This is a genomic window from Amycolatopsis silviterrae, assembly GCF_042684085.1.
Taxonomy (GTDB): Bacteria; Actinomycetota; Actinomycetes; order Mycobacteriales; family Pseudonocardiaceae; genus Amycolatopsis; species Amycolatopsis silviterrae.
In genome coordinates, this window is record NZ_JBHUKS010000038.1 from 1 (window position 1) to 13,361 (window position 13,361).

Consider the following 13,361-nt stretch of genomic DNA (forward strand, 5'->3'; position numbering starts at 1 on the left):
CCCGCCACCGTCAACCCCACCTGACCAGCACCAACAGGATGAAAAACCCCCAATGTGGCATTGGGTGCATCTGACGCACCCAATGTGGCGTTCGGTGCGTCGGACGCACCCAATGCCACATTGGGGCGGTTGCGGCGGGAGGGCGTGCGGAGGCCCGGCGGGTCGAGTCCGCGGGTGCGGGGGCGGATTGCGGTCCTCGGCCGACCGGGCCCGGCAATCCTGGCGGCTTTCGTTCCTTCCCGAAAACCGGCCGTCGCGGTTAGCGGTCCGGCGGACAATTAACCCCGCGGACTAACCCGGCGGCAGAACGGGCAGCGGACAGTCGCGCACAGTTGCTGAATCGGTTTCGCGATTAATCGCGAACAGTGCCGGTGATCGGAATTGTGGATCACTCCGAAGGCAGATTCGCATCCGCGAAGCGCACCTGGTTCCGGCCGCCTTCCTTCGCGGTGTAGACGGCGGCGTCGGCGGCGTGCAGCAACTGTTCCAGTGTTGTTCCGTTCACCCCGAGCAATGCGACGCCGATCGAGCAGGTGCGCCCGGTGATCAATGCGGAACCGCCGCGTTTGTCGGTCGTCACGATGCGCTGATCGGCGATCGCGGTACGGATTCGTTCCGCGGTCACCTTCGCCGCCGTAGTGTCCACATCGGGCAGCAGGATCAGGAACTCCTCGCCGCCGAAGCGGCCGATGATGTCCTTGGGGCGGGTGATCTCGTCGAGAGTTTGCGCCACCGTGCGGAGGACGTCGTCGCCTGCCGGATGGCCGTACGTGTCGTTGATCCATTTGAAGTGGTCGAGGTCGATCATCAGCAGCGCCAGGGTTTCCCCGCCGCGTGCGGCACGGGCCAGCGCGCGTTCCGCGGACTCCGACCACCCGCGCACGTTGAAGATCCCGGTTTTCGGATCGGTGCGCGCTTCGGACTGCAGTTGGTTGATTTCCGCCAGCCGGTTGCCCAGCACCGTGATGAGCACGAGGATCACGATCGCCGGCGGGATGTTCACCAGCAGGATCGTCGCGATGGTGCCGAGGCTGATCGTCGACAGCTCCAGCAGGTTGTCGTCCTTGGTGCCCAATACGTTGCGCAGCGTGGGCGCGGACGTGCCGCCGAGGGCGAGCAGCCCGCCGATCACGATCGCCTGCAGCGCCGCGTAACTGAAGCCGACGAGCATCAGGATCCCGAAGACCTGCAACGAGTTCGCCGGCGAGAGCCGGGCCAGTTCGGCGGACGCGAAAGTCTGGTACAGGTAGTGCGCCAGCAGTGCCGACACCGCATGCGTGAACGAGGTGAACACGAACTTGTGCGGCGGCCGCCGGGAGTTGAACCAGCGCTGGACGCGCAGGAGCCCGATCAGCAGCAGCGTCAGCGGGATCGGCAGCAGCAGCGCGGCCGGGAACACCCAGATGCCGGTGAGGTCGATGTGGACGGCGGTGACCCGGTTGCGCCGCCGTTCCTCCTGCCGCCGGGTGAGCTGGATGTGCACCGTCGCGCAGCCGGCGAGGATCGCGAACCGGCCCCAGTCCACGAGATCCGGGCTCGGCGAGGCGATGACGCCGAACGTCAGCAGCGCGATCGCGATCGCGTCCCAGGCGAGCAGGAACGCGATCATCCGGCGCGGTTTCGTCCAGAGATCCCACGAGGAAACGGGGTTCGCGGCGATCAGTGCGCGCAGCCGTCCCGCGGCGCCCTTGGCGGCGGGCGGTTCCTCCCCGGGGACGCGGCGGTCACCGCGCGCCGGTTCGGTTCCGGGCATCGGGCCGTGCCTCCTCCGGTGTCGGATGCGGTTCCCGGTCGGTTCCCGGTTCTGCGCGGTTATCAGTTGCCGGTATCATCTCACTCACCGACTTCGAACGCTGTATTCGGTCGTAGTCTCCGAACCCGGAGACGCCTTCCGCGACAACTGCTGCATCCATGAAGTAAATTGCGGAGGAGCGTCCCCGCCGTCCCCCCGAGTGAGGTGTTTTCCCGTGCGCGACCGCGAAGCGTGAATCGAGCTGTTGTCATTTTCCGATGAATTGTCAGCGAGCGGAGGTGAGCAGCTGTGCGTGACCGTGAAGCGTGAGTTCCGTGACCGATCCACCGCGGATTCGTGACAATACGAGCGGAGGTGTGTTCCGTGCGTGACCGTGAGGCGTGAAACGAGTTCCCGTCCGGCGTATCCGGACTCATCCGGCCGGTGCCTCGACCCCGGCCTTCGCATCTTCAGCCATCCCACGATCAGGCCCCGGCCGCGACCGCGTGCCGCACCCGGGTCCACGAGAACGCGGTGGGGATCGCCAGTGCCACGCCGGCCAGCCCGGCCAGCGCGATGGCGGTGATCGCAGACCCGGTCGCCTGCGCGACCACCCCGCCGAGAGCCACCCCGATGCCCTGCGCCACGCGCAGTCCGGTGCGGTAGAGCCCGCCGGCCCCGCCGCGCAGTTCGTTCGGCACCCAGGTGGAGAACGTCGCGGTCACGGTGATGATGTAGGCGCCCATCGCACCGGCGAGCGCGAGCAGCACCAGCGCGACCACCAGATTCGGCCGCAGCAGGAACAGCGCGAGCAGTGCCAGCGACGTCGTCGCCAGCACGCCGAGCAGCCGCTGCCGGACCTCGGCGGACGCGAATTTCGACAGCAGATAGGCCCCGGCGACGAAGCCGAGCGGGTCGGCGGCGAGCAGCCAGCCGACCGCCGCGGACGGCGCGTTCAGCTGATGGGCCAGCGGCGCGGCCAGCCCCTCGGGCACCACGGCCAGCCCCACGAGCCACGACAACGCGATCAGCACGCGCAGTTTGCGCTGCCCGAACACCCAGCGCGTGGCGGAGAACCAGGTGCTGTGGTCGCCGCCGGCGGCGGGCCGGTCGTGCACCCACACCCGCACGATCGCCGCGGCTACCGCGAAACTCACCGCGTCGATCGCCAGCGCCCACGACGTGCCCACGGCGGTCACCAGCACGCCGCCGCCGGCCAGGCCGAGCAGCTGCACCGTGTTGGTGGTGATCCCGCGCAGATCCTGGCTGCGCAGGTACAGATGGTCGTCGGTGAAGACCTCGCGGGTGATCGCGTTCTGCGCCGCGTTCGCGGGCGACGCGGCCAGCTGCACCGCGACGAGCAGTAAGCACAGTGCGGCCAGCGGCATGCCGGGCAGGCTCATCAAGCCGACGAGCACCGCCTGCGCGGCGGCGCTCACGCTCAGCACGGCGCGGCGCGGGTAGCGGTCGGCCAGGAAGGAGAGGCCGAGGCCGCCGGCGAGCGCGGGCAGGAAAGTCAGCGCGTACACGACCGCGGCCCAGAGCGCGGAACCGGTGCGGTGGTAGACGAGGATGGACAACGCCACCTTCGCCAGCTGGTCCCCCGCGCTCGAGATGGCCTCCGCCGCCCAGAGCACGCGATACTCGACGTTGCGCAGCGGTGCTGTCAGCCGAGAGGTCGCTTCGGTCGTCACGAGATGACCACTGCCCCCTCCCCGATCGTGTGATTGCCAGTAGTGCCCGCATTGTGCCTTCGCGGATGTCGCTCCTGGCCAGGAGTGTCACTACTCCAGCCAGGGGTGCACCCTCAGTATGCCGCCGATCACACCAGGGTGAACAGTCGGGAAGAATCCGGTGGCCGGAACGCGGAGCCGTGAGGACTGACCTGCCGCGGGGTACCCGTAGCACTGATCAGCTTTCCTCGTTCGGCGCAGCGCGACCACCGTTCGTCGCGATCGACCGGTGCGGCTGGGCCGAACGGCCCAACACTGGGAGAGACCCGGCGGAGCGGACGTTCTCGCGCCGGGCGCACCAGCGGGGAGTGAGCGTGGACAGACTGTTGCAGGACAAGGCCGTGGTCGTGACCGGAGCCGGGCGCGGCCTCGGGGAGGCCTTCGCCGTGCACGTGGCGCGCGCGGGCGGGGCGGTGGTCGTCAACGACGTGGACGCCGACCTGGCCGAGCGCACCGCCGAGACGATCCGCGGCCACGGCGGGCGCGCGGTCGCGAACGGGTACAGCGTGGCCGATCCGGCGCAGGCGCAGGCGATCGTCGACCAGTGCGTCGCCGAGTTCGGCCGGATCGACGGGCTGGTCAACAACGCCGGGCTCAACTACGAGGCGCTGCCCTGGGAGGACGACGTCGAGCAGGCCCGGCAGCTGGTCGAGGTGAACGTGCTCGGCGTGATGTACACCGGGCTGGCCGCGATCCGCGCGATGGTCGGCGCGGGCGGCGGCGGGTCGATCGTGAACATCTCCTCCGGCGCGTCGCTCGGGCAGCGCAAGCTCGGGGTGTACTCGGCGAGCAAGGGCGCGGTCGCGTCGCTGACCTATTCGTGGGCGCTGGACCTCGACGATTCCGGGATCCGGGTGAACGCGGTGTGCCCGGTGGCGCACACCCGGATGGTCTGGAAATCCGAGCGGGCGCTGCGCGCGTGCCCGCCGGAGCGCACGCCGGCGAAGATCGCGCCGCTCGTGCTGTTCCTGCTCGGCGAGGGGGCGCACGGGATCACCGGGCAGATGATCCGGTGCAACGGCCCGCAGCTGCACGTGATGGGGCAGCCGTACCTGAAGCAGCCGATCCTGGAGCGGCCGGACTGGGACACCGAGACCGTGCAGCAGGCGTTCGACGAGGTGTTCTCCGCGCATCTGGAGAACTACGGGCTGGAGAAGCGGGTGCCGCCCCGGCTGCGGAAGTGGTCCCGGCAGGCCTCGTGAGCGGCGATCCCGGTTCTAACCGTGATCAGCACTCACGAGGGCCGCGGTAGCGCATGGGGCAGGCGAGCACTCACGACGCGGCGCGGCGGGAAGACGGGCCCGGAGCGGCCGCGTCGCCCCGGCGTGCCTCGTGAGTGGCTACGCCGGTTCTAACCGGCATTAGCACTCACGAGCCCTGGTACGGCTGCGGTGGGCGCGTGGCTGGGTGGGGGGTCGTGAGCGGCGATCCCGGTTCTAACCGTGATCAGCACTCACGAGGGGTAGAGGGCGGCGATGTCGGAGCCGTAGCGGTCGTTGATCACCCGGCGCTTGAGTTTGAGCGTCGGGGTGAGTTCGCCCGTCTCCGGCGTCCAGGCCGTGGTGATCACGCGGTAGCGCTTGATCTGCTCGGCCCGCGCGAGCCTGCTGTTGGCTGATTCGACCGCCCGCGCGATCTCCGCTTGGACCGCCTCGTGCGCGGCGAGTGCTTCGATTCCGGCCGCCTCGACGCCGTTGGCCGCTGCCCAGCCGGGGGCGATCTCGTCGTCGAGGACGATCAGTGCGGTCACGTACGGCCGGGCGTCGCCGATCGCGACTGCCTGGCCGATCAGCGGGTGTTCCTTCAGCAAGCCCTCGATCCGGGTCGGCGCGATGTTCTTGCCGCTCGAGGTGATGATCAGTTCCTTTTTGCGGTCGGTGATCGTCACGTACCCGTCGTCGTCGATCGTGCCGATGTCGCCGGTCGCGAACCAGCCCTCGTCGTCGGTGGCCGGTTCGATCGTGCCGTCCGGCTGCAGATAGCCGAGGAAGACGATCGGGCCGCGGACGAACAGTTCGCCGTCCTCGCCGGTCTTCACCTCGACGCCGTCGATCGGCCTGCCGACGGTGCCCGCGCGGAACGCTTCGGCGCTGTTCGCGGTCGCCGCGCCGGTGGTCTCCGACAGGCCCCACACCTCGCGGATCTCGACGCCCAGCCCGGCGAGGAAGTACAGCACCTCCACCGGCAACGCGGCCGCGCCGCTGGACGCGATGTGCAGCTGGTCGAGTCCGAGGAGCCCGCGCACCGGGGCGAGTACGGTCTCGTCGGTTTTCGCGATGCGCTCGGCGAGGTCGGCGGGCAGGGCTTCACCGGCGCTGCGGAGTTTGTAGCCCTCTTGCAGGAGTTCGTTGGCCGAGATGAGTGCCTCGCGCCGGTCTTCGGGGACGCCGGCGAGCATGTTCTTCAAGCCCGCCACCATCTTTTCCCACACTCGCGGCACGCCGAAGAAGCTCTGCGGATGCACCTGGCCTAGCGCCGCGACCACGCCGGACGGATCGCCGACGGTGTGCACGTGCCCGGCCGCGACGATCGGGAGATAGATCGACAGTTCTCGTTCGGCGATGTGCGCCAGCGGCAGGTACGCGATGTTCGTGGGGTGCATCGGGGCTTTGTGCAGCGTGTGCACGGCGAGGCCCTCGTGGATCGCGTTGCGGTGCGAGAGCACGACGCCCTTGGGGTCGCCGGTGGTGCCGGAGGTGTAGATCATCGCGAGCGGGTCGTCCGGGCGGATCGCCTGCCACGCTTGGTCGAACGCGTCCGGGTCGGCGGCGAGCGCGGCACGGCCCGCTTCGCGCACGGCGGAGTATCCGACGAAGCGGTCGTCGCCGTCGGGGAGCGCGGATTCGTCGAGCAGCACCACGCGGCGGAGCGCGGGCAGATCGTCGAGCACCGGCAGCCAGCGGGACAGCTCGTCGGCACCGGCGAGGACGACGACCGGGGCCGCGCTGTGCCGGGCGACGTAGCGGATCTGCTCCGGGCTCAGCGTCGCGTAGGCCGTGCACGGGATGGCCGCCAGATGCACCGCGGCGAGGTCGGCGACCAGGTGGTCCGGCGAACTCGGGGCCATGATCAGCATCCGGTCGCCCGCGGCGAGGCCGAGCCCGGCGAGGCCGCGGGACACCTCGGCGATCGCGGTCCGGAACTCGCTCCAGGTGAGGGTCGGACGGCCTTCGAGGTCGAGCGAGGTGAGCGCGGGCCGGTCGCCGTGTTCCACGGCGTTGCGCCGCAGCAGCAGCGGGATCGTCTGGCCCTCGGTCTGTTCGGCGATCGACTGGGTCAACGCTGACCTCCTCCGGTGGTGCCTGGTCAGGTCACTGTAGGTCGTCGAAGCGGCGGCCGATAGAGAATCCCGGCCAGCATCGGCGCTCGATAAGACCGCCCGCGTCCTGTTATGAATAGGCGGACTTGGGACCGAGGAGCGTTGATGACCGAATCTGCCGTGCGCGGCGAGAGCCTTGCCGACGAGGCGGCCGCGCTCGACGCCGCCGACCCGCTCGCCGCGAAACGCGCGGAGTTCGACCTTGACCCGGGCATCGCGTACTTCGACGGGAATTCTCTTGGCGCGCCCCCGAAACACGTCGCGGAGCGGGTGAGCCAGGTGATCCGCGAGCAGTGGGGGCGGCGGCTGATCCGGTCGTGGACCGAGGGCTGGTGGGAGGCCCCGCAGCGGGTCGGCGACCGGATCGCGCCCTTGGTCGGGGCCGCGGCCGGGCAGGTCGTGGTGGCGGACTCGACGAGCGTGGACCTGTTCAAGGTGCTCGTCGCGGCGGTGCGGGCGAACCCCGGCCGCGACGAGATCCTCCTCGACGCGACGACCTTCCCGACCGATGGCTACGTGACCGACCAGGCCGCGCGGCTCACCGGGCACACCGTGCGTCGGGTGCCGGTGGCGGAGTTGCCTGGCGCGGTGAGCGAGCGCACTGCCGCGGTGCTCGTGAACCACGTCGATTACGTGAGCGGACGGCTGCACGACATGCCGTCGGTCACTGAGGCCGTGCACGCGGCCGGCGCGCTCGCGGTGTGGGATCTCTGCCACAGCGTCGGCGCGATTCCGGTTCAGCTCGACGCGTGCGCGGTCGATTTCGCGGTGGGCTGTACGTACAAATTCCTCAACGGCGGACCGGGCTCGCCCGCGTTCATCTATGTGGCACAGCGGCATCAGGCGGAATTCGATCAGCCGCTCGCCGGATGGGCCGGGCATGCCGATCCGTTCGGAATGGAAGCCGGATACCGCGGCGGCGCGGGGATCGCGCGCGCCCGCGCCGGTACGCCGGACATCCTGTCGATGCTGGCGCTCGACGCCGCGCTGGACGTGTGGGACGGCGTCGACCTTTCCGTGCTGCGCGCGAAAGGCTTGGCGCTGGGCGATTTCTTTTTCCGGTGTGCGGACGAACTCCTGCCGGGAGCCGACCTTCCGACGCCGCGGGACCACGCCCGGGGACACCAGGTTTCGGTGCGTGACGCGGGTGGGCAGCAGACGATGGACGCGCTGCACGAACGCGGGGTGCTCGGGGATTTCCGGCCGCCGGACGTGCTGCGGTTCGGGCTGGCCCCGCTGTACACGACTTACGCCGAGGTGCTGCGGGCGGTGACCGTGCTGCGCGAGGTGCGCTGAAAAGAATTCGCGCACTGTCCGCGCGGAATCGCGGTTTCTGGGTGAACAATAGGTGTCGTGCTCGCCCCATTGGGTGATCGGCGGGCGCGCCGCGCGCTGCCCGGCGGGTATGCTCGGTGCCTGTTTTTTCGCGGGCGGGAGCCAATCCGGGTGTCGCGACACCCGCGCGAATCCGGGGCGGAAGGGGCCGAAATGATCGAGACCCGCGGTCGGGAAGTGCCGCTCTCGTATGTCGTGACCCTGCTCGTCGGCATGGTGCTCGGCTTCCTGCTCGCGCGGTTCGGCGGGCTCGTCGCGCGCTATCCGGTCGAATCGGCGCTGGTGGCGGTGCTGGTCGCGTCCGTGGCCGTGCTGGCGTGGGCGTGCCGGGAGATGCTGCACGACCTCGTCCGCCGCGAGCGCCCGCTCGCCGCGCCGGAATCGGAACCGCTGCCGGGGCCGCGGCTTTCCGCGCACCGTCCGCCGAATGGCGTGCGGCGCTGAATTCCGGAAATTGATCTCGATTCGCCGTTCTTTTTCGTTGCCGATGCGGAAATGCGCATGAGTTTCCGGTAATGCGCGCGGGGCCGCGTCCGTGACGGACCTCACGCGCGGGCGCCCGGCGGGCAGCGGCCGGGCCGGTGCGACCAAGGTCACGTCCGGTGGTGATCAGTTTTCCAAGCACCACAGTGGGTTACTAGCAGGTAACAAGACAGTGACGGCCACGTGGGTCCGGACTTGACTCGCCCGTCCGGGTTGCTTAACGTCGTCGCGGGCAACGCAGACCACGGTGAGTTGTGATCCGGCTGGTCGGACCGGTGCAAGAAAACACCGCGGACCCAATTACCTTGGCAAGCGCCGGAAGGAAAACGGATCACGGTGAAGCAGAAATCCGGGCGGAACGGCCGCGGTTCGTCGATTCGCTCTCGGGTGCTCGCGATCGCGTTGATTCCGAGTGTGGCGTTGCTCGTGGTCGGTATCGCGCTCGCCGGTTACCTGATTTTCGACGCGACGCAGGCGCGCAGCTACGCGCAGAAGATTCGCGGTTCGGAAGGCCCCGGCATTCCGTTCCTGCTCGCCGCCGAACAGGAACGGCAGCTGTCGATGAGCGTGCTCGCCGGGCAGGACGCCGCGCGCGCCGCGCTGCTGGCCACCCGGCCGAAGACGGACGCGTCCGCGGCGCAGATCACCTCGGTGCTGCAGGGCAACTTCGCCGGCGACTCGAACGTGCCCGCGAGCGTCAAGCAGAACATAGCCACCTTCGCCGCGCTGGAAGCGAAACTGCCGCAGCTGCGCCAGCGGGTCGACGCCGGCCAGGTGCCGCGGCTCGAGGTGTTTTCCTTCTACAACCAGATCATCGACCAGTTCACCCAGGGCGTCGCCGGGCTCGCGCAGGCCGCGCGCGGCGCGGGCAACGCGTACGCCCGGCTGTCCGCGATCCCGATTTTCAACGCCGCCGAGGAAATGCAGCGCAGCGACGCGCTGGCGTCGGCCGGGCTCGCCGCGGGCGGGCTGTCCGGCGACGAGCAGCGCGCGTACCTCGGCCAGATCGGCGCGTACCACGCGCAGCTCGAACAGTCCGTGCCGCAGATGGTGCCCGAGGTGCGGGCCAACTACGACAAGCTCATCGCGAGTCCCGCGTGGACGACCGTGACCCAGGTCGAGAACGCCTTGCTGTCCGGCGCGAAACAGCTGCCGGTGCCGCTGGAGCAGTGGCGGACGGACGCCAAACAGGTCGCCACCACGCTGATGACGATGTTCGCCGCGCAGAGCGCGCACGCGACCAACGCGGCGATCACCGACGCGGACGACACGCTGCGAGACTCGATCATCGCGGGCGCGGCGGCGGTGCTCTTCGCGCTCGCGGTGGTGCTGATCGCGCTGCGGCTGTCGAACCGCTTCATCGCCCGCCTCGCCCGGCTGCGCGAGGACACCCTCGACGCGGCCGAGGTGCGGCTGCCGGAACTCATGGACCGCCTGCGCGACGGCGAACCGGTCGACCTCGACGCGGGCGGGCACCTGCTCGACCACGGCACGGACGAGATCGGCGAGGTCGCCGAGGCGTTCAACCTGGCGCAGCAGTCCGCGATCGCCGCCGCGGTCGAAGAGGCCAAGACGCGCCAGGGCACGAAGGCGGTGTTCCTCAATATCGCGCACCGCAGCCAGGTGATCGTGCACCGGCAGCTGAAGGTGCTGGACGCGGCCGAGCGCAAGCAGGAGGACCCGGACCAGCTCGACACGCTGTTCCGGCTCGACCACCTCTCCACCCGCGCGCGGCGCAACGCGGAGAACCTGATCATCCTCGGCGGCGGCCAGCCGGGGCGGCAGTGGCGCAATCCGGTGTCGCTGGTGGAACTCGTGCGCGGCGCGGCGGCCGAAACCGAGCACTTCGCGCGGGTGAAGACGGCGAAGCTGCCGGAGGTCGCGGTGCGCGGGCCCGCCGTCGGCGACCTCGTGCACCTGCTCGCCGAGCTGATCGACAACGCGACGTCGTTCTCGCCGCCGGAATCGCGCGTCGAACTGCGCGGCAACGTGGTCGGCAAGGGCGTCGTGATCGAGGTCGAGGACCAGGGCCTCGGCATCGAGCAGGAGCAGGCCGACGAGTTCAACGCGATGCTCGCCGACCCGCCGGACTTCGGGATCATGGCGCTGTCCGACGAACCGCGGCTGGGCCTGTTCGTGGTGGCGCGGCTGGCGTCGCGGCACGGGATCTCGGTGCACCTGCGCGAGTCCGCGTACGGCGGGACCCGGGCGATCGTGCTGGTGCGCAAGGACTTGCTCGCGCCGATTGCCGAGACCGAGCCTTCGACAGAAGACGCTGGCGAGGCTTCCGACGACGTGCCGGAGCTTTCCCGGCTCGCGGTGGAGCCGTCGCGGCCGGAACTGCCGCAGCGGACCGTGCGCCCGGTTCCGGAGCCGCAGCAGGCGGAACTGCCGCAGCCGTCGCGGGTCGCGCCGGAGCCGCGGGTCGCGCCGGAGCAGCAGCGACCGGAGCTGCCGACCCGGCGGGCGATGCGGCCGGCCGCCGAGGCGCCGCCGGTCCGTCCGCCGCAGAACCAGCGTCCGCCCGCGGAGAACGGCCGCGCGCCGCGTCCGGCGGTGGAGAACGGCCGGGCCGCGCCGCCGCGTCCGCCCGGGCGTCCGCCGCTGCCGCAGCGCAGGCGGCAGCAGAACCTTGTTCCGCAGTTGCGCAGTGACCGGCCGGCGCCGGAAACCGGCGAGGTCCGCGAGGACTCGCCGGAGCAGGCCCGTTCCCGGCTCAGCGCGTTCCAGCAGGGCACCCGGCGGGCCCGCGAGACCGATCCGGGGCACGACAACAGGTACGGAGACCGCGACTGATGGCGAACAACGGCGTCAACGAGCTTGACTGGCTGCTCGACGACCTCGTGCAGCGGGTCGCCGGCGCGGACCGCGCGGTGGTGCTGTCCGCGGACGGGCTGCTGATCGGCCGGTCGGGCAATCTGTCCGAGGCGGACGCGGAGCACCTGTCCGCGGTCGCGTCGGCGTTCCAGAGCCTCGCCCGCGGCACCGGACGGCATTTCGGCGGCGGCAACGTGCGGCAGACGATGGTCGAGATGGACCACGCGTTCCTGTTCGTCACCGCGGCCGGGCGAGGCGCCTGCCTCGCGCTGCTGGCCGGGGTGGACGCGGACATGGGGCTCGTCGCGTACGAGATGAACCTGATGGTCAAGCGGGTCGGCGCGGTGCTCACCGCGGCGCCGCGGGCCGGAGCGGTCCAGCGGACCTCGCCATGATGGCGCAGGGCCGCGAGTCCTGGTACGAGGACGAGGCCGGTCCGCTGGTGCGGTCCTACGCCGTCACCGGCGGGCGGACCCGGTCCGACACGCGCGGGCTCGACCTCATCACCCTCGTCGTCGCACTGCGCGCCGCGAACGAGACGCCCGGCCTCGAACCGGAGTACGCGCGCATTCTTTCCCTGTGCCAGCGCCCGGTTTCGGTGGCCGAGGTGGCCGCGCGGGTCGATCTGCCGCTGCCGGTCGTCAAGGTCATGCTGAGCGATCTGATAGAACGCAACCTCGTGTTGTTCCGCACCGCGACGCCGGTGACCGACGCCCCCAGCCCCCACGTACTCCAGGCGGTTCTCGATGGCATCCGGAAACTCTGAGCCCCGCCGGTCCCTCACCGCGCAGGCGGTGAAGGTGCTCGTCGCGGGCGGCTTCGGGGTCGGCAAGACGACCATGGTCGGGTCGGTCAGCGAGGTGCCGCCGCTGCGCACCGAAGAGGTGATCACCGCCGCGTCCGAGGGCGTGGACGACCTGTCCGGCGTCGAGGGCAAAACCACCACGACCGTCGCGCTCGACTTCGGCCGGATCACCATCAACCCCGAGCTGATCCTGTACCTGTTCGGCACGCCGGGGCAGGACCGGTTCTGGTTCATGTGGGACGAGCTGGCCGACGGGGCGCTGGGCGCGGTGGTGCTCGCGGATACGCGGCGGCTGGAGTCCTGTTTCCCCGCGGTGGATTTCTTTGAGCAGCGGGGGTTGCCGTTCGTGGTGGGGGTCAACTGCTTCGACGACGCTTACCGATACGGGACCGAGGAGGTCCGTGGGGCGTTGGATCTGGATCCTCAGGTGCCGTTGCTGCTGTGTGACGCGCGGGAGCGGGATTCGACCAAGCAGGTGCTGACGGTGTTGATGGAGCATGTGCTGGGGCGGGTGGGGGTCGTGAGTGGCAATCACGGTTAGAACCGGGATTGCCACTCACGACGTCACTTCTTCCGCAGCCCGTCCAGCGACGCCGCCCCCGGCCCCACCACCGCGATAGCCAGGAACACCCATGCGTACAGCGCCGCCGGCTCGCCCATGTTGTGCAGGGGGAGCAGGCCTTCCGGGGCGTGCACGGTGAAGTAGGCGTAGGCCATCACGCCGGAGAGCACGGTCGCGGAGATCCGGGTGAAGAACCCGGCGAAGACGAAGATCGCGCCGACGACCTCGATCAGGCTGGCCCAGTAGCCGGGCCATTGGCCGAAGGGGACCGCGCCGCCCGCGTTGTCGATGCCCCCGAAGAGACCGAAGCCCATCAGGCCGTGGCAGAGGAAGAGGAACGACACCACGGCGCGGAAGAGGGCCAGCACGGTGGGGCGGACCCGGTCGGCCAGGGTCTTCGCGGTGGCGGTTTCCGGGGTGGTGTTGCTGGTGGTGATCGTGGTGGTCATGGCTGGGGTCCTTCCGGGCTTGGTGGTGTCTTTCACCTATGCGTCGGATGGGGTCGACGGGGATCGACACTTTGCCGGGAAGTTTTTTCTGTGTCGCTGTTCGGGCTGGTCAGGGGGGCGGGCAGA

The 13,361-nt window shown here is 70.0% G+C and carries 11 protein-coding genes; 7 read left to right on the top strand and 4 right to left on the bottom strand.

Annotation, left to right across the window (positions count from 1 at the left end):
- Positions 1 to 388: 388 nt before the first annotated feature.
- Both ACFSVL_RS43640 and ACFSVL_RS43645 read right to left on the bottom strand, forming a co-directional pair.
- A complete protein-coding gene (locus tag ACFSVL_RS43640) occupies positions 389 to 1,753 on the bottom strand; it encodes a GGDEF domain-containing protein (protein WP_378313590.1) in 1,365 nt (454 codons plus the stop codon).
- A 464-nt stretch (positions 1,754 to 2,217) separates the two neighbouring features.
- Entirely contained in the window at positions 2,218 to 3,426 is a 1,209-nt protein-coding gene (locus ACFSVL_RS43645; RefSeq protein WP_378313591.1) for an MFS transporter, read from the bottom strand.
- Positions 3,427 to 3,779: 353 nt separating this feature from the next.
- On the opposite strand from ACFSVL_RS43645, the gene ACFSVL_RS43650 reads away from it, so the two are divergent.
- Positions 3,780 to 4,667, top strand: a complete 888-nt coding sequence (locus ACFSVL_RS43650; protein ID WP_378313593.1) for an SDR family NAD(P)-dependent oxidoreductase — start codon at positions 3,780 to 3,782, stop codon at positions 4,665 to 4,667.
- Positions 4,668 to 4,918: 251 nt separating this feature from the next.
- Here the strand turns inward: ACFSVL_RS43650 and ACFSVL_RS43655 are convergent, their stop codons facing one another.
- Positions 4,919 to 6,745, bottom strand: coding sequence for an AMP-dependent synthetase/ligase (locus ACFSVL_RS43655; RefSeq protein ID WP_378313595.1), 1,827 nt, complete (start codon positions 6,743 to 6,745; stop codon positions 4,919 to 4,921).
- A gap of 144 nt (positions 6,746 to 6,889) precedes the next feature.
- On the opposite strand from ACFSVL_RS43655, the gene kynU reads away from it, so the two are divergent.
- The 6 genes from kynU to ACFSVL_RS43685 all read left to right on the top strand — a co-directional run bounded on the left by kynU (position 6,890) and on the right by ACFSVL_RS43685 (position 12,765).
- Positions 6,890 to 8,080 carry a kynureninase gene (gene kynU / locus ACFSVL_RS43660; RefSeq protein WP_378313596.1) on the top strand — a complete coding sequence of 397 codons (1,191 nt, stop codon included), beginning with the start codon at positions 6,890 to 6,892 and terminating at the stop codon, positions 8,078 to 8,080.
- A gap of 192 nt (positions 8,081 to 8,272) precedes the next feature.
- Positions 8,273 to 8,563, top strand: a complete 291-nt coding sequence (locus tag ACFSVL_RS43665; RefSeq protein ID WP_378313598.1) for a hypothetical protein — start codon at positions 8,273 to 8,275, stop codon at positions 8,561 to 8,563.
- 375 nt (positions 8,564 to 8,938) lie between these two features.
- Positions 8,939 to 11,398 (top strand): nitrate- and nitrite sensing domain-containing protein, encoded by a 2,460-nt coding sequence (locus ACFSVL_RS43670; protein WP_378313600.1) that lies wholly within the window; start codon positions 8,939 to 8,941, stop codon positions 11,396 to 11,398.
- Positions 11,398 to 11,814: a roadblock/LC7 domain-containing protein gene (locus ACFSVL_RS43675; RefSeq protein WP_009082431.1), complete on the top strand. Its 417-nt coding sequence runs from the start codon at positions 11,398 to 11,400 to the stop codon at positions 11,812 to 11,814. The genes ACFSVL_RS43670 and ACFSVL_RS43675 overlap by 1 nt, the downstream gene beginning before the upstream one ends.
- Positions 11,814 to 12,185: a DUF742 domain-containing protein gene (locus ACFSVL_RS43680; RefSeq protein ID WP_378313936.1), complete on the top strand. Its 372-nt coding sequence runs from the start codon at positions 11,814 to 11,816 to the stop codon at positions 12,183 to 12,185. The genes ACFSVL_RS43675 and ACFSVL_RS43680 overlap by 1 nt, the downstream gene beginning before the upstream one ends.
- A complete protein-coding gene (locus ACFSVL_RS43685) occupies positions 12,166 to 12,765 on the top strand; it encodes a GTP-binding protein (RefSeq protein ID WP_378313603.1) in 600 nt (199 codons plus the stop codon). Before ACFSVL_RS43680 ends, ACFSVL_RS43685 begins: the two co-directional genes overlap by 20 nt.
- A gap of 23 nt (positions 12,766 to 12,788) precedes the next feature.
- Here the strand turns inward: ACFSVL_RS43685 and ACFSVL_RS43690 are convergent, their stop codons facing one another.
- Positions 12,789 to 13,235 carry a DoxX family protein gene (locus tag ACFSVL_RS43690; protein ID WP_378313605.1) on the bottom strand — a complete coding sequence of 149 codons (447 nt, stop codon included), beginning with the start codon at positions 13,233 to 13,235 and terminating at the stop codon, positions 12,789 to 12,791.
- Positions 13,236 to 13,361 lie beyond the last annotated feature (126 nt).